Raw genomic sequence first — 23,849 nt, forward strand, 5'->3', positions numbered from 1 at the left:
CAAATTATAATGGCTCAGATAAAAAAAACTAATAGGTTAAACGTTGTTTCCTATATGTTAAATCTCGTTAACATCTAAGCCAGATAACCATGTCCAAGCGATTGCCACCCCTTAATGCATTACGTGTTTTTGATGCAGCAGCACGCCATCTCAGCTTCACCCGCGCAGCCGATGAGCTTTTTGTGACACAGGCCGCAGTAAGTCATCAAATCAAGTCTCTGGAGGATTTTCTGGGGCTTAAGCTGTTCCGTCGCCGCAACCGATCCTTGCTGTTGACTGAAGAGGGGCAGAGCTATTTTCAGGATATTAAAGAGATTTTTTCCCAGCTGACGGAAGCCACCCGCAAGCTTCAGGCCCGGAGCGCAAAAGGTGCCCTGACGGTCAGTTTATTGCCCAGTTTTGCCATTCAATGGCTGGTGCCTCGACTCTCAAGCTTTAACTCAACTTATCCGGGAATCGATGTCCGAATCCAGGCCGTTGACCGTCAGGAAGACAAGCTGGCAGATGATGTGGACGTGGCGATTTTTTACGGTCGCGGCAACTGGCCGGGCTTGCGTGTAGAGAAATTATACGCAGAATATCTGCTGCCGGTCTGCTCGCCGCTGCTGCTGACGGGGGACAAGGCGCTCAAAACGCCCGCCGATCTGGCGAAACATACGCTTTTGCACGATGCGTCGCGTCGCGACTGGCAAACTTATACCCGTCAGTTAGGTCTTAATCATATAAATGTGCAGCAGGGGCCCATTTTTAGCCACAGCGCGATGGTGCTACAGGCTGCCATTCACGGGCAGGGCGTGGCGTTGGCAAACAACGTGATGGCGCAGTCCGAAATTGAGGCAGGCCGTCTGGTTTGCCCATTTAACGATGTTCTGGTCAGCAAAAATGCATTTTATCTGGTTTGTCATGACAGTCAGGCAGAACTGGGTAAAATAGCCGCTTTCCGGCAGTGGATACTGGCGAAAGCGGCAAGCGAGCAAGAAAAATTCCGCTTCAGGTATGAACAATAACGTTTGTGTGCCGGGCACGCATTAATTCAGGACTTAAACATGACCAGCCGATTCATGCTGATTTTCGCCGCAGTAAGTGGCTTTATTTTTGTAGCTCTGGGCGCGTTTGGCGCGCATGTGTTAAGCAAATCTCTGGGCGTTGTGGAGATGGGCTGGATCCAGACCGGCCTTGAATATCAGGCGTTCCACACGCTGGCAATATTTGGGCTGGCGGTGGCGATGCAACGCCGCATCAGCATCTGGTTCTACTGGAGCAGCGTCTTTCTGGCGCTGGGTACCGTACTGTTCAGCGGCAGCCTCTACTGCCTGGCGCTGTCGCATTTACGCCTGTGGGCGTTTGTTACACCTGTCGGCGGCGTCAGCTTCCTGGCGGGGTGGGTATTAATGTTTATCGGAGCTATCCGTCTGAAACGCAAGGGCGTTGTTCATGAATAAGGTTGTTTTATATTGTCGCCCGGGGTTTGAGAAAGAGTGTGCCGCGGAAATCACCGATAAAGCGGGGAAGCGTGAAGTCTTCGGATTTGCTCGCGTCAAAGAGAACGCGGGCTATGTGGTATTTGAATGCTATCAGCCTGATGATGCCGACAAGCTGGCGCGCGAGCTGCCGTTCAGCTCGCTGATTTTTGCCCGCCAGATGTTTGTCGCGGGTGAACTGCTGAAAGATCTCCCATCGGACGATCGCATCACGCCGATTGTGGGCATGTTACAAGGCGTGGTGGAGAAGGGTGGCGATTTACGCGTGGAAGTGGCCGACACCAACGAAAGCAAAGAGCTGATGAAGTTCTGCCGCAAGTTCACCGTGCCGCTGCGCGCGGCGCTGCGCGATGCGGGCGTGCTGACAAACTACGAAACGCCAAAGCGTCCGGTCGTGCATATCTTCTTTATTGCGCCAGGGTGTTGCTACGCAGGCTACTCGTATACCACCAACAACTCGCCGTTCTTTATGGGGATCCCGCGTCTGCGCTTCCCGGCGGACGCGCCGAGCCGTTCAACCCTGAAGCTGGAAGAGGCGTTCCACGTCTTTATCCCGGCCGACGAGTGGGACGAACGCCTGGCAAACGGCATGTATGCGGTCGATCTCGGGGCGTGCCCTGGCGGCTGGACCTATCAGCTGGTGAAACGCAACATGTGGGTGTCCTCGGTGGATAACGGCCCAATGGCGCAAAGCCTGATGGATACCGGGCAGGTCACCTGGCTGCGCGAGGACGGTTTCCGCTATCGCCCGAACCGCAACAACATCTCCTGGATGGTGTGCGACATGGTAGAGAAACCGGCGAAAGTCGCGGCGCTGATGGCCTCCTGGCTGGTAAACGGCTGGTGTCGTGAGACGATTTTCAACCTCAAGCTGCCGATGAAAAAGCGCTACGAAGAGGTGTCGCAGAACCTGGCTTATATTCAGCAGCAGCTGGACGAACATGGCATTAACGCGGAAATCCAGGCACGACAGCTGTATCACGATCGTGAAGAAGTGACGGTACACATTCGTCGCTGGTGGGCGGCCGTGGGCGGGCGTCGCGACGAGCGATAACGTCTGTAATGCCCGGTGACGCTACGCTTACCGGGCCTACAAAACCGTGAATCGTTTTAACGCTCTAACCGTAACTGCTGTAAATTCCCGTCCAGCTGTAAATCCGTCTGTAGTGTCGCCACCTCGCGGCAGATAAACGCCATCTCTTTGTGTGCCTCCAGCTTTTTGCGCCACTTTTCCGGTACCTCATCCAGCCGGGCGTAAATGCCTTCCAGGTTTTGAAACTCCGTCAGCAGCTGTGCGGCACTTTTTGGTCCAATGCCGGCGACGCCCGGTACTTTGGAGCTGCTAATTCCCGTTAGCCCCCAGTAGTCAGGCAGCTGTTCCGGCGAGACGCCAAACTCCCCGGCAATAAAGGGCGCGTCCAGCCAGCGTTTCTGGAAATAGTCGCGGATGCGGATCGTGGGAGAGAGAAGCTGGCAGTAGCCTTTGTCGGTTGAAACGATGGTCGCCTGATGCCCGGCGCTCGCGACTTTCACCGCCAGCGTTGCGGCCAGATCGTCAGCCTCGTTGCCGTGCGCGCCCCAGCAGGGAACCCCGCGTTGTTCGAAGGCGGCGCGAATAACGGGCATTTCGGCGTGCAGATCGTCCGGCATCGGCGCGCGTCCGGCCTTGTAGTCAGGGAGACGCTGATGTCGCCAGCCGCTGTTGCGCGCTTCGTCGTCAAACACGGCCACGACGTGCGTCGGCTCGCTGTGGCGAATAAGCTGCTCCAGCGCGTGCAGGCAGGTGTCCTTGCAGGGTGTGCCCTGTACCGCATGGATCCGGCGAATCAGGTTGAGCGCGTCGACGATAAGTAAATGAACAGCCACAGATATTCTCCCTTAAAGCTAATGGATAAAGGGTATCACTGTCGGCAGGGGGAAACGAATAGCTTGAGGGAAAACAGGAAGAAGCCTCGCAAAACGAGGCTTCCTGACCGGCTTAATCGCAGGTGACGATCTTCATCGCCAGGCCACCGCGAGAGGTTTCGCGGTATTTGGCGTTCATATCTTTACCGGTTTCGTACATGGTTTCGATAACCTTATCGAGACAGACGCGCGGTTCGCTGGTGCGGCGCAGCGCCATACGTGCCGCGTTCACCGCCTTCACGGAGGCAATGGCGTTACGCTCGATGCACGGTACCTGTACCTGTCCGCCGACCGGGTCGCAGGTCAGCCCCAGGTTATGCTCCATTCCGATTTCCGCAGCAATACAGACCTGTGCAGGGCTTGCACCCAGCAGTTCAGCCAGACCCGCCGCCGCCATAGAACAGGCTACGCCCACTTCACCCTGACAGCCCACTTCCGCACCGGAAATGGAGGCGTTCATCTTGTACAGAGAGCCAATCGCACTGGCAACCAGCATATAGCGCGCCAGTGAGTTTGCGTTCACTTCGCGGATAAACTTGTCGTAATACGCCAGTACCGCCGGAACAATCCCGCACGCGCCGTTGGTTGGCGCGGTCACCACGCGGCCACCCGCAGCGTTCTCTTCGTTCACCGCCAGCGCGAACATGTTGATCCAGTCGACGACGGCCATCGGGTCGGTGGTGGTTTTGTCGGTGCTGACCAGCATGCGGCGCAGCGCAGCCGCACGACGCGGAACGCGCAGTTTACCCGGCAGCACGCCTTCGGTGGTGATCCCGCGCTCAATACCGCTGCGCATCACCTCCCAGACGTTAGCGAAGTGCTGTTCCAGCTCCTCTTTGCTGTGCAGGGCCAGCTCGTTTTTCATCATCAGGCCGGAGAGAGAGAGCCCCGTCTCCTGGCAGTGACGCTGTAAATCGGCCGCGTTTTTGTACGGGTACGGCACCTCAACGGCGGAACCGTTGGTTTGACCAAAATGGTCTTCGTCGACGATAAACCCGCCGCCGATGGAGTAATACGTCTGGCTGTAAACCGCTTTATCGCCGACCAGCGCGGTAATGCGCATGCCGTTCTCGTGCAGCGACAGGTTATCCGCATGGAAATTCATGCAGTGGTCAACCGGGAATTCAACCTCATGCTCGCCGTTGGCCAGCAGCAAACGACCGTGGGTGTTCACGTCCTGGATAAAGCCAGGAATGGAGTCAATATCAACGGTATCCGGCAGGTTACCCGCCAGGCCCATGATAATGGCAATATCGGTATGGTGGCCTTTACCGGTCAGGGAAAGGGAACCGTATACATCGACAACCACGCGGGTGATGTCGTGCAAAATGCCGCGTGCAATCAAGTCATCCGTGAATTGTTTACCGGCTTTCATTGGTCCGACGGTGTGAGAGCTGGAAGGACCAATACCGATTTTGAAGATATCGAATACGCTAATCATGATGCGTCCATTGCTTCAGTCAGAGGGGAGGAGTGCGCCGTCCGCAGACGGCGCAGGAGGTATTAGCTGAACAGCGAGTAGAAAATAGCGGAGATGGCAATCAGACCCATCACAACAACGAAGACGTTGCTGATATGGCCGCTGTATTTGCGCATCGCAGGCACTTTCTGAATCGCGTACATCGGCATCAGGAACAGGATCATCGCGATAATCGGGCCGCCCAGGGTTTCAATCATGCCAAGAATGCTTGGGTTCAGGGTGGCTACCGCCCAGGTGGTCACCAGCATGAACAGCGCGGTGATTTTGTTCAGACGGTTGATTTCAATGCTCTTGCCCTTACCGCGCAGAGATTTAATCACCATACCGTTGAAGCCTTCACGTGCGCCCAGGTAGTGGCCCAGGAAGGATTTGGTGATGGCGATAATCGCGATAATCGGTGCCATCCACGCAATCAGCGGTGCGTTAAAGTGGTTTGCCAGGTAAGACAGAATAGAGATGTTCTGCTCTTTCGCCGCCGCCAGATCCGCCGGGGAGAGGCTCAGCACGCAGCTGAACACGAAGAACATTACGGTCAGTACCATCATGATGTGCGCGCGAGCCAGGATGCTGGAGCACTTCTTCTCTGCGCCGTCGCCGTACTCTTCACGCTTCGCTACCGCGAAGGAGGAGATGATGGGTGAGTGGTTGAAGGAGAATACCATTACCGGGATTGCCAGCCACAGGGTCAGCAGCAGGCCGTTACCGGTCGCGGATGCGCTGCTCAGAGACAGGGTTTCCAGGGCAGCACCGTTCCACTGTGGGATCAGGTACAGCGCCAGCACCATCAGGGCCGCAACAAACGGGAATACCAGCACGCTCATCGCTTTCACAATCATCTGCTCGCCGAAGCGCACGATGGTCATCATACCCACGATCAGGATCAGGGAGAGGATCGCGCGCGGCGGCGGGGTCATCTGAAGCTGATGCATCATGAAGCTTTCAACGGTGTTGGTGATAGCGACGCTATAAACCAGCAGAATCGGGTAAATCGCGAAGAAGTAGAGCAGGGTAATCAGCTTACCTGCGCCAACGCCGAAGTGTTCTTCAACGACTTCAGTGATGTCTTCGCCCGGGTTTTTACCGGACAGCACGAAGCGGGTCAGGCCGCGGTGTGCAAAGAAGGTCATCGGGAAAGCGATGATTGCCATGATGATCAGCGGGATCAGACCGCCGACGCCCGCGTTGATAGGAAGGAACAGTACACCAGCGCCGATTGCCGTGCCGTAAAGGCCAAGCATCCACATGGTATCCGTTTTGCGCCAACCGCTTCGGGAATCAATCGAAGCAACGGTGCTGGTTTGAGTGGTTTCCATCTGTATCTCCTGGAGGAAGCAAATTGTCAGGTTTTTAGTCAAATCCGATGAAAAAGTGCCTGACGGTAATATGAAATTCGTTCAGTGACGGTTTTTTAATAATTTTTGCCCGTAACTATTGGCGGGCGGAAAGATACATTCTAGTTATGAATCTATCAGTGATCGCGATCCCAAATGCAATAATCCACTTATGATGTGGGCATCTTTAGACCAATTATCTGTTAAAAAAACATCAAAGAGAATTTACGGGCGCGAAGGCTACCATTAACAACATGATTTAGAAAAGGCTGGCCCGCGAGATAGGTGTCTTTCGCTATAAAGAAATGGGATTTTAGTATTTTCTGGCGGGTAATTTTGATTAAGGCTGATTATTTACGGTTTCAGAAACTAGGTAATCGTTTGCGTTGGCGTCAGATTTGCTAATAACATTTAAGAGCGCTATGAATTGCATCACTAATAAAAAAGCCGGATGACGATCCGGCTTGAGTGGGAGGAAATGACGCTTTACTTGATGATTTCGTAACACGGAATATAGGCGGAGCCTGGAAGCTTCATGCGGTGCTGGGCGACAAAGCCCTGCAACATGTCATCCATACGGCGCATCATCTCCGGGTCACCGTGGATCTTATACGGCCCGAACTCTTCAATCGCGCGGATCCCCACCTCTTTCACGTTCCCCGCCACAATGCCGGAGAAGGCGCGACGCAGGTCGGCAGCCAGCACTTCCACCGGCTGATCCGGATAGAGTTTCAGGTTCGCCATGTTCTCATGCGACGGCTCGAAGGGGATCTGGAGATCCGGTGCGATACGAATGGACCAGTTAAAGCTGTAGGCATCCCCGGTATCACGACGGTTCTCTTTCACCAGCGGCATCGCTTTTTTCATCTGACGGGCCACTTCAGCGGCATCGTCAATGATAATGCGGTAGTGACGGCGCGCGTCTTCACCCAGCGTATGCACGATAAACTCGTCCAGCACGCGGAAGTAGTCGGCGCTCTCTTTCGGGCCGGTCAGGATCAGCGGCAGAACCTGGTCTTTGTTGGCCGGGTTCATCAGGATCCCCAGCAGATAAAGCAGCTCTTCCGCCGTGCCTACGCCGCCCGGGAAGATGATGATGCCGTGCGCGATACGGACAAACGCCTCAAGACGCTTTTCGATATCCGGCATAATAATCAGTTCGTTAACCAGCGGGTTAGGCGGCTCAGCGGCGATGATCGACGGCTCGGTCATGCCGATAAAGCGACCATCTTTATAGCGTTGCTGCGCGTGTCCTACTGCCGCACCTTTCATCGGCGCTTCCATCGCGCCAGGGCCGCAGCCGGTACAGATGTTCAGCTCGCGCAGGCCAAGCTGAGTCCCCACGCGGCGGGCGTACAGGTATTCGGTTTCGTTAATGGAGTGACCGCCCCAGCAGACGACCATGTTCGGCGCCTCGCCCACGTGCAGGGCACGGGCGTTACGCAGAATGGAAAAGACCAGGTTGGTGATATGAACGGAGCTTTCCAGGTCAAGATACTGGAAACGACCGGCGTTGCTGATCTGTCCGTTAACAAACAGAATATCGCGCAGCACGGCAAACAGGTTGGCCTGAAGTGAGCGAATAATACGCCCGTCGACAAAAGCGTCCTCCGGCGGGTTGATCACTTCCAGCTTCACGCCGCGTTCGCGGCGCAGCACGTTGATATCAAAACTTTCGAAGCGGGACAGCAGCTCTTTACTGTTGTCGGTCAGGCTTCCGGAGTTCAGTACGGCAAGTGAACAGTTACGAAACAGTTGATAAAGGTCGCTACTGGCGGTGCGTTTAAGCATGTCCACTTCCAGCTGCGACAACATATCCATAGAGCCAAGCGGGCTAATATGTGTAATCAAGTGAGCTCCTTATGGGACGATTATCGTCTTTCCCTGTTGATTACAATAGCCCTGGCTTATGACGTTTCACAACACTTCGGGCGGAATACCGCCCGCATATTGTGAAAATATTTATCTTACTGGCGTACCAGCCGTCCGGTGGCAGGCACAAAATCGGTATTGGTGCGCCACGGGTTGATATCCAGACCCCCACGACGGGTATAGCGGGCATAAACGCTCAGCTTTTCAGGCTGGCAGAAACGCTGGATGTCATTGAAGATACGTTCCACGCACTGCTCGTGGAATTCGTTGTGGTGGCGGAACGACACCAGGTAACGCAGCAGTTTTTCCCGGTCAATTTTCGGGCCGCGATACTGAATCTGAACGGAGCCCCAGTCCGGCTGGTGGGTAATGAGGCAGTTGGATTTGAGAAGGTGGCTGACCAGCGTCTCGTCCACACGCTTTCCGCTCGCCGCGTTTTCGAGGTAGTCGGTGCTAAATTCGTAGCTCTCTATCTCAATATCCTGGTCGTCGATGCAGGTGCCGTGGAAATGGGCAATGGGCTGTCCTTCCAGCTCGTGCAGACGGTATAACGAGACGGATACGTTCCCCTGCGCGCAGGCGGCTAAATCCCGCTCCAGCGTTTGCTGAACCTCGTCCCAGCTGTTGAATCGGGTCTGGTTGAAGCTGTTGAGATAGAGCTTAAAGCTTTTGGACTCGACCAGGTTCACGCTGGCGTAGTCCAGCTCAACGTGGCCCACGGCCACCTGCGGCAGCCCGCGCGCGTTCAGCCAGGAGAGTTCATACAGCGTCCAGATATCGCCGCCAACAAACGGCAGCGCATCGGCATGAAGGCCAAGCGGATCGCGGTTCAGGCTGCGCGGCACGCCCTGAAGCAGGCTTGCGTCGTAGGTGTCGCGGTAATCGGTCGATTTACCCAGCGTTAAGCCCGTTAACGCCTGATGATTTTCGTAAGACATGTTTCATAGCCACTTTACAGGTACACTTAGGGGCTGAGTTTATCCTGTCTTACAAGAAGAGAGAAATCGGTGGATATCGAAACTGCAAATGCCCTGACTGCCTTCACGACCCGCTATTGCGATGCCTGGCATGAAAAGCGGGGGACGTGGCCGCAAAGCACTGAATTATATGGCGTGCCGTCACCGTGCATTATCGCTTCGCAGGATGATTACGTACTCTGGCAACCGAAACCGTTCGCGGGCGAGCAGAACGTAAATGCGGTTGAACGCGCCATGGACATTGTGGTACAACCTGCGCTTCATGCGTTTTATACCACGCAGTTTGCCGGGGATATGACGGCATGCTTTGCACGACAGCCGCTGACGCTGCTGCAAACCTGGAGCGAAGACGATCTTCAGCGCGTTCAGGAAAACCTCATTGGTCACCTGGTCACGCAAAAACGCCTTAAGCTCTCTCCGACTCTCTTTATTGCGACGCTCGACAGTGAACTGGACGTCATTTCTGTCTGCAACCTCTCTGGCGAGGTGATTAAAGAGACGCTCGGCACCCACAATCGCGACGTTCTCGCGCCTTCACTTGCGGATTTCCTCACCCGCCTTGAGCCGCTTCTGTAATCCATGATGCTACTGGGCGTGTGAGAGATCTCTTACACGCTCTGTGAGACATCGCCGAAACAATTAGCATTGTCTTATGGATTTAAGATTAATATTAACTTTTCTTTCAACAGGTTAGCGATTTTCTTAATCGATGACGCCCGTTTCGCCTGGCTTACACTGCGCACAAGGTGGGTTGTAAGACGACGCAGAATAGCGGATTCTATCTCTGTCGACAGGATGCCGACGCAAGAAACGAACATCAGGATGATGGCGTTTCTTATCAGGGACACGTCAGGACGACGCCGCAGGAAGGCTTCAGGATGAAGCAAAGTGGATCACGCAGGATGCGTAAGGGACACCTCCAGGAAGGAGAACGAGAGCCGGTCAGGATGGTCGGTGGGTCAGGATGGCCAGGACGTTTCAGGATGAAACCTACACATCAGGACGATGTGAGCAGGAAGCAAAAGGTAAAGGGATGACCAGGCCTTCGGGCATCAGGAAAAGTTGTCACGGATGAGCAGGGAGCACGTATTGTAGCTGGAATGCTGCGAAACGAACCGGGAGCACTGTTTTTACAGTGCTCCCTTTTTTTATTTCTGCCTTCCGCAATGCTATGCTTCGCGCCATTCCGTTTTTCAGTTGAGGTTACTATGACGCATCACGATAGCGTTCGTGCGCAATTGCACGCCATCGAAGCCCTTATGCGCCAGCATCAGCTGTGGCAGGACAATGCGCCGCAGCCAGAAGCGTTCGCCAGCACCCAACCGTTTTGTCTGGATACGCTGTCCCCGTTCGAATGGCTCCAGTGGGTATTGATTCCGCGCATGCATGCGCTGCTGGAAGGGGGACACGCGTTGCCCCAGGCGTTTGCCGTCTCTCCCTATTACGAAATGGCGCTGGAGGCGACCCACCCCGCGCGCGACGTTATGCTGGTTGAGCTGGAAAAGCTGGATACGCTTTTCGCCGGTGACGATGCATGACGCTTGAGATCCTGTATCAGGATGAGTGGCTGGTGGCGGTGAATAAACCGTCCGGCTGGCTGGTACACAGAAGCTGGCTCGATCGCGATGAGAAAGTGGTGGTGATGCAAACCGTGCGCGATCAAATTGGTCAGCACGTCTTCACTGCCCATCGTCTGGATCGGCCAACCTCTGGCATTCTGCTGATGGGACTTTCCAGCGAGGCCGGGCGCCTGCTGTCGCAGCAGTTTGAACAGCACCAGATCCAGAAGCGCTACCACGCCATTGTGCGCGGCTGGCTGACGGATTCCGCCACGCTGGATTATCCGCTGGTGGAGGAACTGGATAAAATCGCCGATAAATTTGCCCGCGAGGATAAAGGCCCGCAGCCTGCGGTGACGGAGTATCGCGGTATGGCGACCACAGAACTGCCGGTGGCGACCAGCAAATTTCCTACCACGCGCTACGGTCTGGTTGAGCTTTTGCCCAAAACCGGGCGCAAGCACCAGCTTCGCCGCCACCTTGCGCACCTGCGCCATCCGATTATCGGCGACAGCAAGCACGGCGATCTGCGCCAGAACCGCAGTGCGGCAGAGCATTTTGGCTGTAACCGGCTGATGCTGCACGCCAGCGAGCTGCGCCTGACGCATCCGTTTACCGGCGAACCGCTGACTATTCGTGCGGGGCTGGATGAGGTCTGGATGCAGGCGCTGTCACAGTTTGGCTGGCTGGGACAACTCCCCGAAAATGAAAGGGTTGAGTTTGACGCAGGCAACGTTCAGGATGAACAGCAAGCGCAATAATGACGGGAGCAAAGCATGGCTGAAGTAGGTATTTTTGTCGGCACGATGTACGGCAACTCACTGCTGGTGGCGGAGGAAGCGGAAGCAATCCTCGTCAATCAGGGCCATAAAGCCACGGTCTATGAAGATCCGGAGCTGGCAGACTGGGAAAAGTACGCCGATAAATACATTCTTATCGTGACCTCGACCACGGGGCAGGGCGATTTGCCGGACAGCATCATGCCGCTTTTCCAGGGGATTAAAGATCGGCTTGGCTACCAGCCTGACGTGCATTACGGCATCATCGCGCTGGGTGACAGCTCGTATGCAAACTTCTGCGGCGGCGGCAAGCAGTTCGATGCACTGTTGCAGGAACAGAGCGCTCAGCGCGTCGGCGAGATGCTGCTGATCGACGCAGGTGAGCACCCTGAACCGGAAAGCGTGTCGAACCCGTGGGTTGAACACTGGGCAACGCTTCTTAAATAGTTTCGTAGGCCGGGTAAGGCGTAGCCGCCACCCGGCAACGAAGCCGCACCAAATCCTCAATTCCGTGAAGTATCTTCCATCACTTTGGGCTTATGCCCCAAACCACGTTCCCTGCATGCTTCAATGTTGTGTTCCTGCACGGTGAGAGAACGCATCACTCCTTCATATACTTTTCTCGTCACTATAAAACGGCTTGATGCCGTACCAAAACCAAACACCAATCTCTCATTCTGATTACCCTACAGGTGCTGTACAGAATGAACCAGGCGAAAGCTATGTTTCAGGAGTGCAACAATGAGTACATTAAGCCACGCGGCGAGCAGCGCTGAGAAGCGCACCAACGCTCGCTACTGGATAGTGGTGATGCTGTTTATCGTCACGTCTTTCAACTACGGCGACCGCGCCACGTTGTCCATTGCCGGCTCTGAGATGGCAAAAGACATCGGGCTCGATCCGGTTGGTATGGGTTATGTTTTCTCCGCATTTTCATGGGCCTACGTTATCGGTCAAATCCCTGGCGGCTGGCTGCTTGACCGCTTCGGCTCAAAACGGGTCTACTTCTGGTCCATCTTTATCTGGTCGATGTTCACCCTGTTGCAGGGCTTCGTGGATATCTTCAGCGGCTTCGGCATCATCATCGCGCTCTTTACCCTCCGCTTCCTGGTGGGCTTAGCGGAAGCGCCGTCTTTCCCCGGTAACAGCCGCATCGTGGCCGCCTGGTTCCCGGCGCAGGAGAGGGGAACGGCGGTAGCCATTTTTAACTCGGCGCAATACTTTGCAACGGTCATTTTCGCGCCCATCATGGGCTGGCTGACGCATGAAGTGGGCTGGTCACACGTCTTCTTCTTCATGGGCGGGCTGGGGATCGTCATCAGCTTCATCTGGCTGAAGGTGATCCACGAACCAAACCAGCACCCGGGCGTGAACAAGAAAGAGCTGGACTATATTGCGGAAGGCGGGGCGCTGATCAACATGGATCAGAAAACCCAAAAGGCTAAGGTCCCGTTCAGCCAAAAATGGGCGCAGATCAAGCAGCTCGTCGGCTCACGTATGATGATCGGCATCTATCTCGGCCAGTACTGCATTAACGCGTTAACCTACTTCTTCATCACCTGGTTCCCGGTTTACCTGGTGCAGGCGCGCGGCATGTCGATTCTGAAGGCGGGGTTTGTCGCCTCCGTACCGGCCATCTGTGGCTTTGTGGGCGGGGTCCTCGGCGGGGTTATTTCCGACTGGCTGATGCGTCGTACCGGTTCGCTGAACATTGCGCGTAAAACGCCCATCGTGCTCGGGATGCTGCTCTCCATGACCATGGTGTTCTGTAACTACGTTAGCGCGGAGTGGATGATCATCGGCTTTATGGCGATGGCCTTCTTCGGTAAGGGCATTGGCGCGCTGGGCTGGGCTGTAATGGCAGACACCGCGCCGAAAGAGATCAGCGGCCTGAGCGGCGGTCTGTTCAACATGTTTGGCAACATTTCCGGCATTGTCACCCCAATCGCTATCGGGTACATCGTCGGCACCACCGGCTCGTTCAACGGCGCGCTGATTTATGTTGGCGTCCATGCGCTGGTGGCGGTACTCAGTTACCTGGTGCTGGTGGGCGATATCAAACGTATCGAACTGAAACCTGTTGGGGAGCGCGGATGATGACAACGCAATCAAGCCCTGTCGTAACGGAGATGAAGGTCATCCCGGTGGCGGGGCAGGACAGCATGCTGCTCAACATTGGCGGCGCGCATAACGCCTGGTTTACCCGCAACATCGTGGTGCTGACCGACAGTGCAGGAAATACCGGCGTCGGGGAAGCGCCCGGCGGAGAGGTGATTTACCAGACGCTGGTCGACGCCATCCCGCAGGTGGTTGGGCAGGAGGTCGCCCGCCTGAACAAGGTGGTCCAGCGCGTGCATAAGGGCAACCAGTCGGCGGATTTTGATACCTTCGGTAAAGGCGCCTGGACCTTTGAACTGCGGGTTAACGCGGTGGCGGCGCTGGAGGCGGCTCTCCTTGATTTACTGGGCAAGGCGCTGAACGTGCCCGTCTGCGAGCTGCTGGGGCCTGGCAAACAGCGTGATGCGGTAACGGTGCTGGGCTATCTGTTCTACATTGGCGACCGGACTAAAACCGATCTGCCGTATCTGGATCGCTCCCCAGGTAGCCACGAGTGGTATCACCTGCGTCATCAGGAAGCGCTCAACGCTGAGGCGGTGGTACGCCTGGCAGAGGCGGCGCAGGATCGCTACGGCTTCAAAGACTTCAAGCTGAAAGGCGGCGTCCTGCCGGGCGAGCAGGAGATTGACAGCGTACGGGCGTTGAAAAAACGCTTCCCGGAGGCGCGCATCACCGTCGATCCGAACGGCGCATGGCTGCTCGATGAAGCTATCGCGCTGTGCAAAGGGCTGGGCGACGTGCTGACCTACGCGGAAGATCCGTGCGGCGCGGAGCAGGGCTTCTCTGGCCGCGAGGTGATGGCGGAGTTCCGCCGCGCCACCGGACTGCCGGTCGCAACCAACATGATCGCCACCAACTGGCGCGAAATGGGTCACGCGGTGATGCTGAATGCGGTGGACATTCCGCTGGCAGACCCGCACTTCTGGACTCTTTCCGGCGCGGTGCGCGTGGCGCAGCTGTGCGATGACTGGGGGCTCACCTGGGGCTGCCACTCCAATAACCATTTCGACATTTCGCTGGCGATGTTTACCCACGTTGGCGCGGCGGCGCCGGGCAACCCGACCGCCATCGACACCCACTGGATCTGGCAGGAGGGCGAGGCGCGCCTGACCAAAAATCCACTTGAAATCAAAAACGGCACCATTGCCGTACCGGATGCGCCGGGGCTGGGCGTGGAGCTTGACTGGGATCAGATCCACAAGGCGCATGAAGCGTATAAAAAATTGCCGGGCGGCGCGCGCAACGACGCGGGCCCGATGCAGTACCTTATCCCCGGCTGGACATTTGACCGTAAGCGCCCTGTTTTTGGACGTCACTGAAAAAAGGATCGAACGATGAGCACATTTTCTACCCCTGTAGTCACCTCCATGCAGATTATCCCCGTCGCGGGACATGACAGCATGTTGATGAACCTGAGCGGCGCTCACGCGCCGTTCTTCACCCGTAATATCGTGGTGATCAAGGACAACTCAGGACACACCGGTGTGGGTGAAATCCCGGGCGGGGAGAAGATCCGTAAAACGCTGGAGGACGCCATTCCGCTGGTGGCGGGTAAAGCGCTGGGCGAGTACAAAAATGTGCTGACCAGCGTGCGTAACACTTTTGCCGATCGCGATGCGGGTGGCCGTGGCCTGCAAACGTTTGATCTTCGCACCACTATCCACGTGGTCACAGGCATTGAAGCCGCGATGCTGGATCTCTTAGGCCAGCATCTGGGCGTCAACGTTGCCTCCCTGCTGGGGGACGGCCAGCAGCGCAGCGAAGTGGAAATGCTCGGTTACCTGTTCTTCATCGGCAACCGCAACCTCACCCCGCTGCCGTACCAGAGCCAGCCGGACGAAAAATGCGACTGGTATCGCGTGCGCCACGATGAAGCGATGACGCCGGACGCGGTGGTGCGCCTGGCGGAAGCGGCGTATGAAAAATATGGCTTCAACGACTTCAAGCTGAAGGGCGGCGTGCTGGCCGGTGAACAAGAGGCAGAGGCGATTACCGCGCTGGCGAAGCGTTTCCCGCAGGCGCGCGTCACGCTGGATCCGAACGGCGCCTGGTCGCTTGATGAAGCGATCGGCATTGGCAAGCAGCTCAAGGGCGTGCTGGCCTACGCGGAAGATCCGTGCGGTGCAGAGCAGGGTTTCTCCGGACGTGAAGTGATGGCGGAGTTCCGTCGCGCCACCGGACTACCAACCGCCACGAACATGATCGCAACCGACTGGCGTCAGATGGGGCACACGCTCTCGCTGCAATCGGTGGATATTCCGCTGGCAGATCCGCACTTCTGGACGATGCAGGGCTCGGTTCGCGTGGCGCAGATGTGCCACGAGTTTGGCCTGACCTGGGGCTCGCACTCCAACAACCATTTCGACATTTCGCTGGCGATGTTCACCCACGTGGCGGCCGCTGCGCCGGGCAACATTACCGCCATCGACACCCACTGGATCTGGCAGGAGGGCAACCAGCGCCTGACCAAACGACCGTTTGAGATCAAGGGAGGCATGGTGCAGGTTCCCGCCACGCCGGGTCTGGGCGTTGAGCTGGATATGGAGCAGGTCATGAAAGCGCACGAGCTGTACCAGAAACACGGCCTGGGCGCACGTGATGATGCGCTGGCGATGCAGTACCTGATCCCCGAGTGGTCATTCGACAATAAACGTCCGTGCATGGTACGATAAGCGCATTGGGACCGCTCCCATGAACGGTCCCTTACGTGGTGTATGCTTAACGTAACTAACATGCGTAAGGATGGCTTATGAAAATTGTTATCGCTCCGGACTCGTATAAGGAAAGCTTGAGCGCGCTTGAGGTGGCGACAGCGATAGAGATCGGTTTTCGCGAAATCTTCCCCTCAGCGGAATACGTCAAATTACCGGTTGCCGATGGTGGCGAAGGGACGGTGGAGGCTATGGTGGCCGCCACGCAGGGGCGCCTTGTCCATGTTCCCGTTACCGGGCCTTTGGGTGAACGCGTAGAAGGGTTTTTCGGCTTATCCGGAGACGGGCAAAGCGCGTTTATCGAAATGGCGGCCGCGAGCGGCCTGGAGCTTGTTGCTCCGGCAAAGCGTAACCCGTTAATCACCACCTCGTGGGGAACCGGGGAACTCATCCGTCATGCCCTGGACGCGGGCGTTAAGCATATCATTATCGGCATTGGGGGCAGCGCGACCAATGACGGTGGCGCAGGCATGGTGCAGGCGCTGGGGGTAAAACTGCTGGATGCTAAAGCGCAGCACGTTGGGCCGGGCGGCGGTGAACTGGCTAGCCTTGCCCATATCGATCTCAGCGGGCTGGACAAGCGGCTGGCATCCTGCCGAATCGAAGTGGCCTGCGATGTGACCAACCCTCTGATCGGCGAGGCTGGCGCGTCTGCGGTATTCGGTCCTCAAAAAGGGGCGACGCCGGAAATGGTCAGGACGCTGGACGACGCGCTTGCGCATTTCGCAAAAATTATCGCCCGGGATCTGGATATTGACGTTTTAAACCTGGCGGGCGGCGGTGCGGCTGGTGGGATGGGGGCGGCGCTGTACGCTTTTTGCGGCGCGCAGCTTCGTCAGGGCATTGAGATTGTCACCGATGCGCTGCATCTTGATGAACAGGTCGCGAACGCCGATCTGGTGATCACGGGCGAAGGGCGTATCGACAGCCAGACGATCCACGGCAAAGTGCCCGTTGGCGTAGCGAGAGTCGCGAAACGCTACAACAAACCGGTTATCGGCATTGCCGGCAGCCTGACGGCGGACGTTGGCGTGGTGCACGAGCATGGGCTGGATGCCGTGTTCAGCGTGATTTACACCATCTGTTCCCTGGAGGACGCGCTGGAAAATGCGCAACAGAACGTGCAGATGGCCGCAAGGAATATTGCGGCGGTCATAAAGGTGGGGCAGGGGATTTCGCGTTAACGATCGTGCTCCTGTAGGCCCGGTAAGCGAAGCGCCACCGGGCTATTGTCTTAGTTCCCCAACACCTTCATCGCTTCCCGCGTCACGTTGTCCATCTCGTCCAGCAGCTCCAGAAATTCCGGTTCAAGATCTGATTCCGGCGTACCCGCGCGGAGCTGCTGTTCAAGCAGCTGGCAGAGATTTTTCAGCCGCGGCACGCCGCTGTAGCCGCAGCTGCCGTGCAGCTTATGGATAGCCTCCAGCAACCCTTCAGGGTTTTCACCCACCAGCTGTTCTTCTACCTTATTTCGAATCTCAGGCAGGAAGTCCACCAGCATTTGCAGCATATCGCGCGCCAGATCGGCTTTGCCCGCCGCCTGCCGCAGCGCCAGTTGCCAGTCAAACGTGGCATTCTGGTTGACGCTGATTTCCGGCGATTCAGCTGAAATGGTGTATGTCCCGCCAATGTGACCCGGCTTGTAGCGCAGCAGCAGGCTGTGCAGCTTCTCTTCGTCGATCGGTTTCGCCAGATAATCGTTCATGCCCGCACCCAGCAGCTTCTCTTTTTGTCCCGCCATCGCGTGCGCCGTCACGGCAATCACCGGCGTCTGCTGCTGGTGCGGAAGCTGGCGAATCAGCTCGCAGGCGCGGATGCCATCCATGCCCGGCATCTGAATGTCCATCAGGATCAGGTCAAACTGCATCTGTTTGGCCTGCTCTACGGCTTCGGCGCCGCTGGTACACAGCTCAACGTGCTGAACCTGATCCTCAAGCAGCACGCCAATCAGCTTCAGGTTGGCCGGGTTATCGTCCACAGCCATCACCGTCATCGGGAGCTTACGTTCGTCGTTCGCCAGCAGCAGGGGCTGATTCGTCAGACGGCAATATTCGGTCAACGCGGGTAACAGCCGTGTGGCGGTAAGGGGTTTCAGCAGACACGCCGCCGCCCCGTCGTTTTTCAGCTCTTCGGCATTAAGCTGGGCGTGACACGGCAGAGCCAGCAGCAGGTAGTCCGTCATTGAGGCCGCCTTCGCCAGGCGTTCCTGCTGCATGGTGAGCTCTCCGGTAAACGTCACCGGAATACCCATCAAAAGGATATCGTAATGATCGTTCGCCAGCGCGGAGAAGGTCGGGCTGTAAACCACCTCCAGCGGCGTAGTGCTTAACACATCCAGCGTACACTGCGCCGCGGCGGCATTCGGTTCCACGTAGGCCAGACGCATCCCTTTCAGGCAGTCGGTGACCGGGCCGTCGGTCTGGACGTTCGGATTAAGATCGAGATTGATATGGAACCAGAAGGTCGAGCCCCGGTTAGGCTGGCTGTGGAAGGAGATATCGCCTCCCATCTCTTTCACCAGCTTTTGGGTGATCACCAGCCCCAGGCCCGTTCCGCCATGACGACGGGAAATGCTCGCATCGGCCTGGCGGAACGCCTGGAACAGACGCGACTGATCGCGCTCCGGAATGCCGATGCCGGTATCCCGGATCTGCACCTCAATCTGGACCTTGTTATTACTGAGCGCCCGTTTTTCGACCAGAATGTCAATGTTGCCGCTCTCGGTGAATTTGATCGCGTTGCCCACCAGATTGGTGATGACCTGTTGCAGGCGGAGCGGGTCGCCAATGACGTTATCCGGCACGTCGTTTTTGATATTGAGCGTCAGCTCCAGCCCCTTATCATGCGAGGAGTGGGCAAGCAGCGTGACCACGTCATCCAGGGTGCTGCGCAGCGGGAACGGAATACTCTCCAGAATCAGCTTGCCCGCTTCCAGCTTCGAGAAGTCCAGCACGTCGTTAATGATGGTCAGCAGGTTGTTGGCCGATCGTTCAATGGTATGCAGGTGGTCACGCTGGGTTGGATTCAGCTCGCTTTTGAGCGTCAGGCGGGTGAAGCCGATCACCCCATTCAGCGGCGTTCGCAGCTCGTGCGACATGTTCGCCAGGAATTCAGACTTAATACGAGCCGCCTCCTGCGCGCGTTTTTTCGCCAGATCCAGCTCCACGTTCTGGATCTCCATCTGCTCCAGCGTTTCGCGCAGGTCGGAGGTTGCCTGGTCAACGTTGTGCTGCATCTCTTCGTGATAGGCCGCCAGCGACATCGCCATCGAGTTGATGCCGTTTTTTAGCATATCCAGCTCGCCGAGCATAAAGCCTTCCACGCGGCTGTCGAGCTGACCCCGACGGATCCGGTCAACGGTATTCACCATGTTGCGAATAGGCCCCGTGACGTCGCGCATCAGTCGCCAGCCGAAGATAAGCGCAATGCCGATACAGAACAGCATCATCACGCCGGAAATGAATATTTCTTTGTACTGCTGGAGCCGCACCGACTTGAGATCCAGCTCCAGCGCCACGTATCCCAGCATATTATTGCTGGACTTCGCATCCGACTGGGCTGATTCATCGGGTGAATAGCTTTCCGAGATAATCGGCGTGCGCAGGATCATAATATCGCCGCGCCGCAGGACCGTGAGATGACGCGGGAAGGGCGTACCTTCCGGGATTTTCAGCGACGTGGGATCCAGATGAAAATTCGAGGTAACGAACAGGCGGTTATGTTCGTCGTAAACGGAAATGGCGCGCACGATCTCTGAATGTCGGCGGTGCAGCACGCTGATTAACTGACCAATGGATTCGCGGTTTTGCAGGTTCATGCCGTACTCGCTGGAGACGGCCAGCGGTTCGATAATGCTGGCCCCGGCATCTTCAAGCTGCCTCTGCAAATCGTTATAGCGATGCACCACAAAGAAAATGCTCAGCAGCAAACCGATGAGAACGGTAGGAGCGAGGATCAAAATCATCATGCGTGCGCGCAGGCTGTAGTTGGTCATGGAGTTCCGTTATGGGACAATCAGGCTAATTATGTTTATTTGAGAACAATCTCGGCGATGGCGCAATTCTACTCTGCAAAACGACGCGTGACGACGCGTCAGATCATAACTGTTGAAGCCACGGACCTCGATCCTTTCGGTCAGGGGGTGGCGCGTCATAACGGCAAGACGCTGTTTATCACCGGTTTGCTGCCCGGAGAGCGCGCAGACATTACGCTGACGGAAGACAAACGCCAGTATGCACGCGGCCAGGTTAAGCGCCGTCTTAACGATAGCCCGGAACGCGTCACGCCTCGCTGCCCCCATTTTGGCGTCTGCGGTGGCTGTCAGCAACAGCATGCCAGCACAGAATTACAGCAAAAAAGTAAAAGCAGCGCGCTGGCCCGCCTGCTAAAACATGACGTCAGTGACATTGTGGCTGACCAGCCGTGGGGCTACCGTCGCCGCGCTCGCCTGAGCCTCAGCTATCAGCCAAAAACCGAACGGCTGGAGATGGGTTTTCGCAAGGCTGGCTCCAGCGATATCGTCTCCATCACGCAGTGCCCTGTTTTGGTGCCCCAACTTGAGGCGCTGCTCCCGGCTGTGCACCACTGTCTTGCATCGCTGGACGGGGTGCGTTCGCTGGGGCATGTCGAACTGGTGCTGGCCAACAGCGGCCCGCTGATGGTGTTGCGCCACACCGCGCCGCTCTCACCGGAAGATCGCGAAAAACTGGAACGCTTTTCGCATTCTCATGAGCTTGCGCTTTTCCTTGCGCCGCAAAGCGAGATACTTGAGCAGGTCAGCGGAGAAGCGCCCTGGTATGCGTCAGACGGACTACGCTTAACGTTCAGCCCACGGGATTTTATCCAGGTCAACGACGGCGTAAACCAGCAGATGGTGGCGAATGCGCTGGCATGGCTTGACGTCCAGCCCACCGATCGGGTGCTCGATCTGTTCTGCGGTATGGGGAACTTTACCCTGCCGCTGGCCCGCAAAGCAGCAAGCGTGGTCGGCGTGGAGGGCGTTGAGGCGCTGGTGGCGAAAGGCCAGGAGAACGCCAGGCAGAACGGCTTGCAAAATGTGACATTCTTTCATCAAAATCTTGAGGATGATGTCACGCGGCAACCGTGGGCTAAGCAGGGCTTTGATAAGATCCTGCTCGATCCGGCGCGCGCGGGTGCGCCGGGCGTGATGCAATATATAATTAAACTCGCGCCTGAACGCGTGGTCTATGTTTCCTGTAATCCGGCGACGCTCGCCCGTGACAGTGAAGCATTATTGAGCGGGGGTTACCAGATTCGGCGTCTGGCAATGCTGGACATGTTCCCGCACACTGGACATCTGGAATCGATGGTGTTGTTCGAGCACATCTAATGAGTTTGGCTTGTCGACTTCGACAGGCTCTTGTCCCTAAAGGAGAGGACGATGGTTGCGGTAAGAAGTGCACATTTAAATAAAGCTGGTGAGTTTGACCCTCAAAAATGGATCGCAAGTCTGGGGATTTCCAGCCAGCAGTCGTGTGAACGCTTAACCGAAACCTGGGCCTATTGTTTACGCACAACGCAGGGGCATCCGGACGCTGAACTCCTGTTGTGGCGCGGCGTGGAGATGGTCGAAATTCTGTCCATGCTGAACATGGATATCGAAACGCTACAGGCCGCACTGCTGTTCCCCTTGGCGGATGCGAACGTGGTGACGGAAGACGTGCTGCGTGAAAGCGTCGGCCAGTCCGTCGTGGCGCTCATCCACGGCGTGCGCGATATGGCCGCCATCCGTCAACTGAAGGCCGCGCAAACGGATTCTGTCTCTTCCGAGCAGGTGGATAACGTCCGCCGGATGCTGCTGGCGATGGTGGATGATTTCCGCTGCGTGGTGATCAAGCTGGCGGAACGGGTAGCCCATCTGCGCGAAGTGAAGGATGCGCCGGAAGACGAGCGCGTCCTCGCCGCCAAAGAGTGTACGAATATCTATGCGCCGCTCGCGAACCGTCTGGGTATCGGGCAACTGAAGTGGGAGCTGGAAGATTACTGCTTCCGCTACCTGCATCCGGCGGAATACAAACGCATTGCAAAACTGCTGCACGAACGCCGCATTGACCGCGAGCACTATATCGATGAATTTGTCAGCGGGCTGCGCCAGTCGATGAAAGAGGAGAATGTGCGCGCCGAGGTCTACGGGCGTCCGAAGCACATCTACAGCATCTGGCGCAAAATGCAGAAGAAACACCTCGCCTTTGACGAGCTGTTCGACGTGCGCGCCGTACGTATCGTGGCGGAACGTTTGCAGGACTGCTACGCCGCGCTGGGGATCGTGCACACCCATTTCCGTCATCTGCCGGACGAGTTCGACGACTATGTCGCGAACCCGAAACCGAATGGCTATCAGTCCATCCACACCGTGGTGCTCGGCCCTGGCGGCAAAACGGTGGAAATTCAGATCCGTACCAAACAGATGCACGAAGACGCCGAGCTGGGCGTGGCGGCGCACTGGAAATACAAAGAGGGCACCTCCGGCGGCGGTCGCTCCGGTCACGAGGATCGTATCGCCTGGCTGCGTAAGCTGATTGCGTGGCAGGAAGAGATGGCCGACTCTGGCGAAATGCTCGATGAAGTGCGCAGCCAGGTCTTTGACGATCGCGTCTACGTCTTTACCCCGAAAGGGGATGTTGTTGATTTACCAGCAGGCTCCACGCCGCTCGATTTCGCCTACCACATTCACAGCGACGTGGGGCACCGTTGCATCGGGGCGAAGATCGGCGGGCGCATCGTACCGTTTACCTACCAGCTACAGATGGGTGACCAGATTGAAATCATCACCCAGAAGCAGCCAAACCCAAGCCGCGACTGGCTTAATCCGAACCTCGGTTACGTTACCACCAGCCGCGGGCGCTCTAAAATTCACGCCTGGTTCCGCAAGCAGGATCGGGACAAGAATATCCTTGCCGGTCGCCAGATCCTTGACGACGAGCTGGAGCATATCGGGATAAGCCTGAAAGAGGCGGAGAAATTCCTGCTGCCGCGCTACAACTTCAACGAGCTGGACGAGCTGCTGGCGGCCATTGGCGGCGGTGATATTCGCCTGAACCAGATGGTGAACTTCCTGCAAGCGCAGTTCAACAAACCAAGCGCGGCAGAGCAGGATGCCGCAGCGCTGAAGCAGCTCCAGCAGAAAACCTACGCTCCGCAGCAGCGCAGCAAGGACAATGGCCGCGTGGTGGTCGAAGGGGTGGGTAACCTGATGCACCATATTGCCCGCTGCTGCCAGCCTATCCCGGGGGACGATATTGTCGGCTTCATCACGCAGGGGCGCGGGATCTCGATTCACCGCTCCGATTGTGACCAGCTTGCAGAGCTGCAATCGCATGCGCCGGAACGTATCGTGGAAGCCGTCTGGGGAGAAAGCTACTCGGCCGGCTACTCGCTGGTCGTGCGCGTTACCGCCAACGACCGCAGCGGCCTGCTGCGCGACATCACCACTATTCTCGCTAACGAGAAGGTCAACGTGCTGGGTGTTGCCAGCCGCAGCGATACCCGCGAGCAGCTTGCCACTATCGATATGACCATCGAAATCTACAACCTTCAGGTGCTGGGCCGCGTGCTCGGCAAACTGAACCAGGTGCCGGATGTGATTGACGCGCGTCGTCTGCACGGTGGCTAACCA

19 protein-coding genes are annotated in these 23,849 nt (G+C 56.9%); 13 read left to right on the top strand and 6 right to left on the bottom strand.

Translation table 11 applies throughout. From position 1 onward, the window contains the following. Window positions 1-89 precede the first annotated feature (89 nt). From gcvA to rlmM, 3 genes are read left to right on the top strand one after another with little or no spacing between them, the layout of a single operon-like run. The gene (gene gcvA / locus IM267_RS08680; RefSeq protein ID WP_063869307.1) at window positions 90-1,007 is read left to right on the top strand and encodes a glycine cleavage system transcriptional regulator GcvA; all 918 of its coding nucleotides are present in this window, start codon (window positions 90-92) and stop codon (window positions 1,005-1,007) included. A gap of 39 nt (window positions 1,008-1,046) precedes the next feature. Further along, a complete protein-coding gene (locus IM267_RS08685) occupies window positions 1,047-1,442 on the top strand; it encodes a DUF423 domain-containing protein (RefSeq protein ID WP_003862756.1) in 396 nt (131 codons plus the stop codon). After that, window positions 1,435-2,535 (top strand): 23S rRNA (cytidine(2498)-2'-O)-methyltransferase RlmM, encoded by a 1,101-nt coding sequence (gene rlmM, locus IM267_RS08690; protein ID WP_193033194.1) that lies wholly within the window; start codon window positions 1,435-1,437, stop codon window positions 2,533-2,535. The genes IM267_RS08685 and rlmM overlap by 8 nt, the downstream gene beginning before the upstream one ends. 56 nt (window positions 2,536-2,591) lie before the next feature. Here the strand turns inward: rlmM and xni are convergent, their stop codons facing one another. The 5 genes from xni to queF all read right to left on the bottom strand — a co-directional run bounded on the left by xni (window position 2,592) and on the right by queF (window position 9,007). Continuing rightward, entirely contained in the window at window positions 2,592-3,347 is a 756-nt protein-coding gene (xni, locus tag IM267_RS08695) for a flap endonuclease Xni (protein WP_193033195.1), read from the bottom strand. A 112-nt stretch (window positions 3,348-3,459) separates the two neighbouring features. Beyond that, a complete protein-coding gene (locus IM267_RS08700) occupies window positions 3,460-4,827 on the bottom strand; it encodes an L-serine ammonia-lyase (RefSeq protein WP_022649219.1) in 1,368 nt (455 codons plus the stop codon). Window positions 4,828-4,889: 62 nt separating this feature from the next. Beyond that, the gene (gene sdaC / locus IM267_RS08705; RefSeq protein WP_063869315.1) at window positions 4,890-6,179 is read right to left on the bottom strand and encodes an HAAAP family serine/threonine permease SdaC; all 1,290 of its coding nucleotides are present in this window, start codon (window positions 6,177-6,179) and stop codon (window positions 4,890-4,892) included. A gap of 504 nt (window positions 6,180-6,683) precedes the next feature. Then, a complete protein-coding gene (gene ppnN, locus IM267_RS08710; protein WP_193033196.1) occupies window positions 6,684-8,048 on the bottom strand; it encodes a nucleotide 5'-monophosphate nucleosidase PpnN in 1,365 nt (454 codons plus the stop codon). Between the two features lie 116 nt (window positions 8,049-8,164). Further along, window positions 8,165-9,007, bottom strand: coding sequence for an NADPH-dependent 7-cyano-7-deazaguanine reductase QueF (gene queF, locus IM267_RS08715; RefSeq protein WP_193033197.1), 843 nt, complete (start codon window positions 9,005-9,007; stop codon window positions 8,165-8,167). A 69-nt stretch (window positions 9,008-9,076) separates the two neighbouring features. Here queF and syd point away from each other — a divergent pair, with 69 nt between their 5' ends. The 8 genes from syd (at window position 9,077) to IM267_RS08755 (ending at window position 17,397) form a co-directional block, all read left to right on the top strand. Beyond that, on the top strand, window positions 9,077-9,622 hold the full coding sequence (syd, locus tag IM267_RS08720) for a SecY-interacting protein (RefSeq protein ID WP_193033198.1): 546 nt from the start codon (window positions 9,077-9,079) through the stop codon (window positions 9,620-9,622). A gap of 632 nt (window positions 9,623-10,254) precedes the next feature. Continuing rightward, on the top strand, window positions 10,255-10,584 hold the full coding sequence (locus IM267_RS08725) for a YqcC family protein (protein WP_063869323.1): 330 nt from the start codon (window positions 10,255-10,257) through the stop codon (window positions 10,582-10,584). Beyond that, window positions 10,581-11,366 carry a tRNA pseudouridine(65) synthase TruC gene (truC, locus tag IM267_RS08730; protein ID WP_193033199.1) on the top strand — a complete coding sequence of 262 codons (786 nt, stop codon included), beginning with the start codon at window positions 10,581-10,583 and terminating at the stop codon, window positions 11,364-11,366. The genes IM267_RS08725 and truC overlap by 4 nt, the downstream gene beginning before the upstream one ends. Window positions 11,367-11,381: 15 nt before the next feature. Further along, window positions 11,382-11,831: a flavodoxin gene (locus IM267_RS08735; protein ID WP_063869327.1), complete on the top strand. Its 450-nt coding sequence runs from the start codon at window positions 11,382-11,384 to the stop codon at window positions 11,829-11,831. A 294-nt stretch (window positions 11,832-12,125) separates the two neighbouring features. Continuing rightward, on the top strand, window positions 12,126-13,481 hold the full coding sequence (gene gudP, locus IM267_RS08740) for a galactarate/glucarate/glycerate transporter GudP (protein ID WP_063451910.1): 1,356 nt from the start codon (window positions 12,126-12,128) through the stop codon (window positions 13,479-13,481). After that, on the top strand, window positions 13,481-14,821 hold the full coding sequence (locus tag IM267_RS08745; protein WP_193033255.1) for an enolase C-terminal domain-like protein: 1,341 nt from the start codon (window positions 13,481-13,483) through the stop codon (window positions 14,819-14,821). Before gudP ends, IM267_RS08745 begins: the two co-directional genes overlap by 1 nt. Window positions 14,822-14,836: 15 nt before the next feature. Further along, complete coding sequence (gudD, locus tag IM267_RS08750) at window positions 14,837-16,174, top strand: glucarate dehydratase (RefSeq protein ID WP_193033200.1); 1,338 nt, start codon at window positions 14,837-14,839, stop codon at window positions 16,172-16,174. Between the two features lie 77 nt (window positions 16,175-16,251). Further along, window positions 16,252-17,397, top strand: coding sequence for a glycerate kinase (locus IM267_RS08755; RefSeq protein ID WP_193033201.1), 1,146 nt, complete (start codon window positions 16,252-16,254; stop codon window positions 17,395-17,397). A 50-nt stretch (window positions 17,398-17,447) separates the two neighbouring features. Here IM267_RS08755 and barA read toward each other — a convergent pair whose 3' ends face one another. Further along, window positions 17,448-20,207: a two-component sensor histidine kinase BarA gene (gene barA / locus IM267_RS08760; protein WP_131636316.1), complete on the bottom strand. Its 2,760-nt coding sequence runs from the start codon at window positions 20,205-20,207 to the stop codon at window positions 17,448-17,450. Window positions 20,208-20,264: 57 nt separating this feature from the next. On the opposite strand from barA, the gene rlmD reads away from it, so the two are divergent. After that, window positions 20,265-21,563, top strand: coding sequence for a 23S rRNA (uracil(1939)-C(5))-methyltransferase RlmD (gene rlmD / locus IM267_RS08765; RefSeq protein WP_193033202.1), 1,299 nt, complete (start codon window positions 20,265-20,267; stop codon window positions 21,561-21,563). A gap of 51 nt (window positions 21,564-21,614) precedes the next feature. Then, complete coding sequence (relA, locus tag IM267_RS08770; protein ID WP_063451905.1) at window positions 21,615-23,846, top strand: GTP diphosphokinase; 2,232 nt, start codon at window positions 21,615-21,617, stop codon at window positions 23,844-23,846. Window positions 23,847-23,849: the final 3 nt, after the last annotated feature.

The organism is Enterobacter cloacae complex sp. P15RS (assembly GCF_014895905.1).
Lineage (GTDB): Bacteria > Pseudomonadota > Gammaproteobacteria > Enterobacterales > Enterobacteriaceae > Enterobacter > Enterobacter quasihormaechei.

Bases quoted from the DNA above. Each gene is read 5' to 3' on its own strand.
- gcvA (WP_063869307.1), top strand. From the start codon at position 90: ATGTCCAAGCGATTGCCACCCCTTAATGCATTACGTGTTTTTGATGCA.
- IM267_RS08745 (WP_193033255.1), top strand. From the start codon at position 13,481: ATGACAACGCAATCAAGCCCTGTCGTAACGGAGATGAAGGTCATCCCG.
- IM267_RS08755 (WP_193033201.1), top strand. From the start codon at position 16,252: ATGAAAATTGTTATCGCTCCGGACTCGTATAAGGAAAGCTTGAGCGCG.
- gudP (WP_063451910.1), top strand. From the start codon at position 12,126: ATGAGTACATTAAGCCACGCGGCGAGCAGCGCTGAGAAGCGCACCAAC.
- gudD (WP_193033200.1), top strand. From the start codon at position 14,837: ATGAGCACATTTTCTACCCCTGTAGTCACCTCCATGCAGATTATCCCC.
- IM267_RS08685 (WP_003862756.1), top strand. From the start codon at position 1,047: ATGACCAGCCGATTCATGCTGATTTTCGCCGCAGTAAGTGGCTTTATT.
- truC (WP_193033199.1), top strand. From the start codon at position 10,581: ATGACGCTTGAGATCCTGTATCAGGATGAGTGGCTGGTGGCGGTGAAT.
- barA (WP_131636316.1), bottom strand. From the start codon at position 20,207: ATGACCAACTACAGCCTGCGCGCACGCATGATGATTTTGATCCTCGCT.
- rlmM (WP_193033194.1), top strand. From the start codon at position 1,435: ATGAATAAGGTTGTTTTATATTGTCGCCCGGGGTTTGAGAAAGAGTGT.
- IM267_RS08700 (WP_022649219.1), bottom strand. From the start codon at position 4,827: ATGATTAGCGTATTCGATATCTTCAAAATCGGTATTGGTCCTTCCAGC.
- rlmD (WP_193033202.1), top strand. From the start codon at position 20,265: ATGGCGCAATTCTACTCTGCAAAACGACGCGTGACGACGCGTCAGATC.
- sdaC (WP_063869315.1), bottom strand. From the start codon at position 6,179: ATGGAAACCACTCAAACCAGCACCGTTGCTTCGATTGATTCCCGAAGC.
- IM267_RS08725 (WP_063869323.1), top strand. From the start codon at position 10,255: ATGACGCATCACGATAGCGTTCGTGCGCAATTGCACGCCATCGAAGCC.
- queF (WP_193033197.1), bottom strand. From the start codon at position 9,007: ATGTCTTACGAAAATCATCAGGCGTTAACGGGCTTAACGCTGGGTAAA.
- relA (WP_063451905.1), top strand. From the start codon at position 21,615: ATGGTTGCGGTAAGAAGTGCACATTTAAATAAAGCTGGTGAGTTTGAC.
- IM267_RS08735 (WP_063869327.1), top strand. From the start codon at position 11,382: ATGGCTGAAGTAGGTATTTTTGTCGGCACGATGTACGGCAACTCACTG.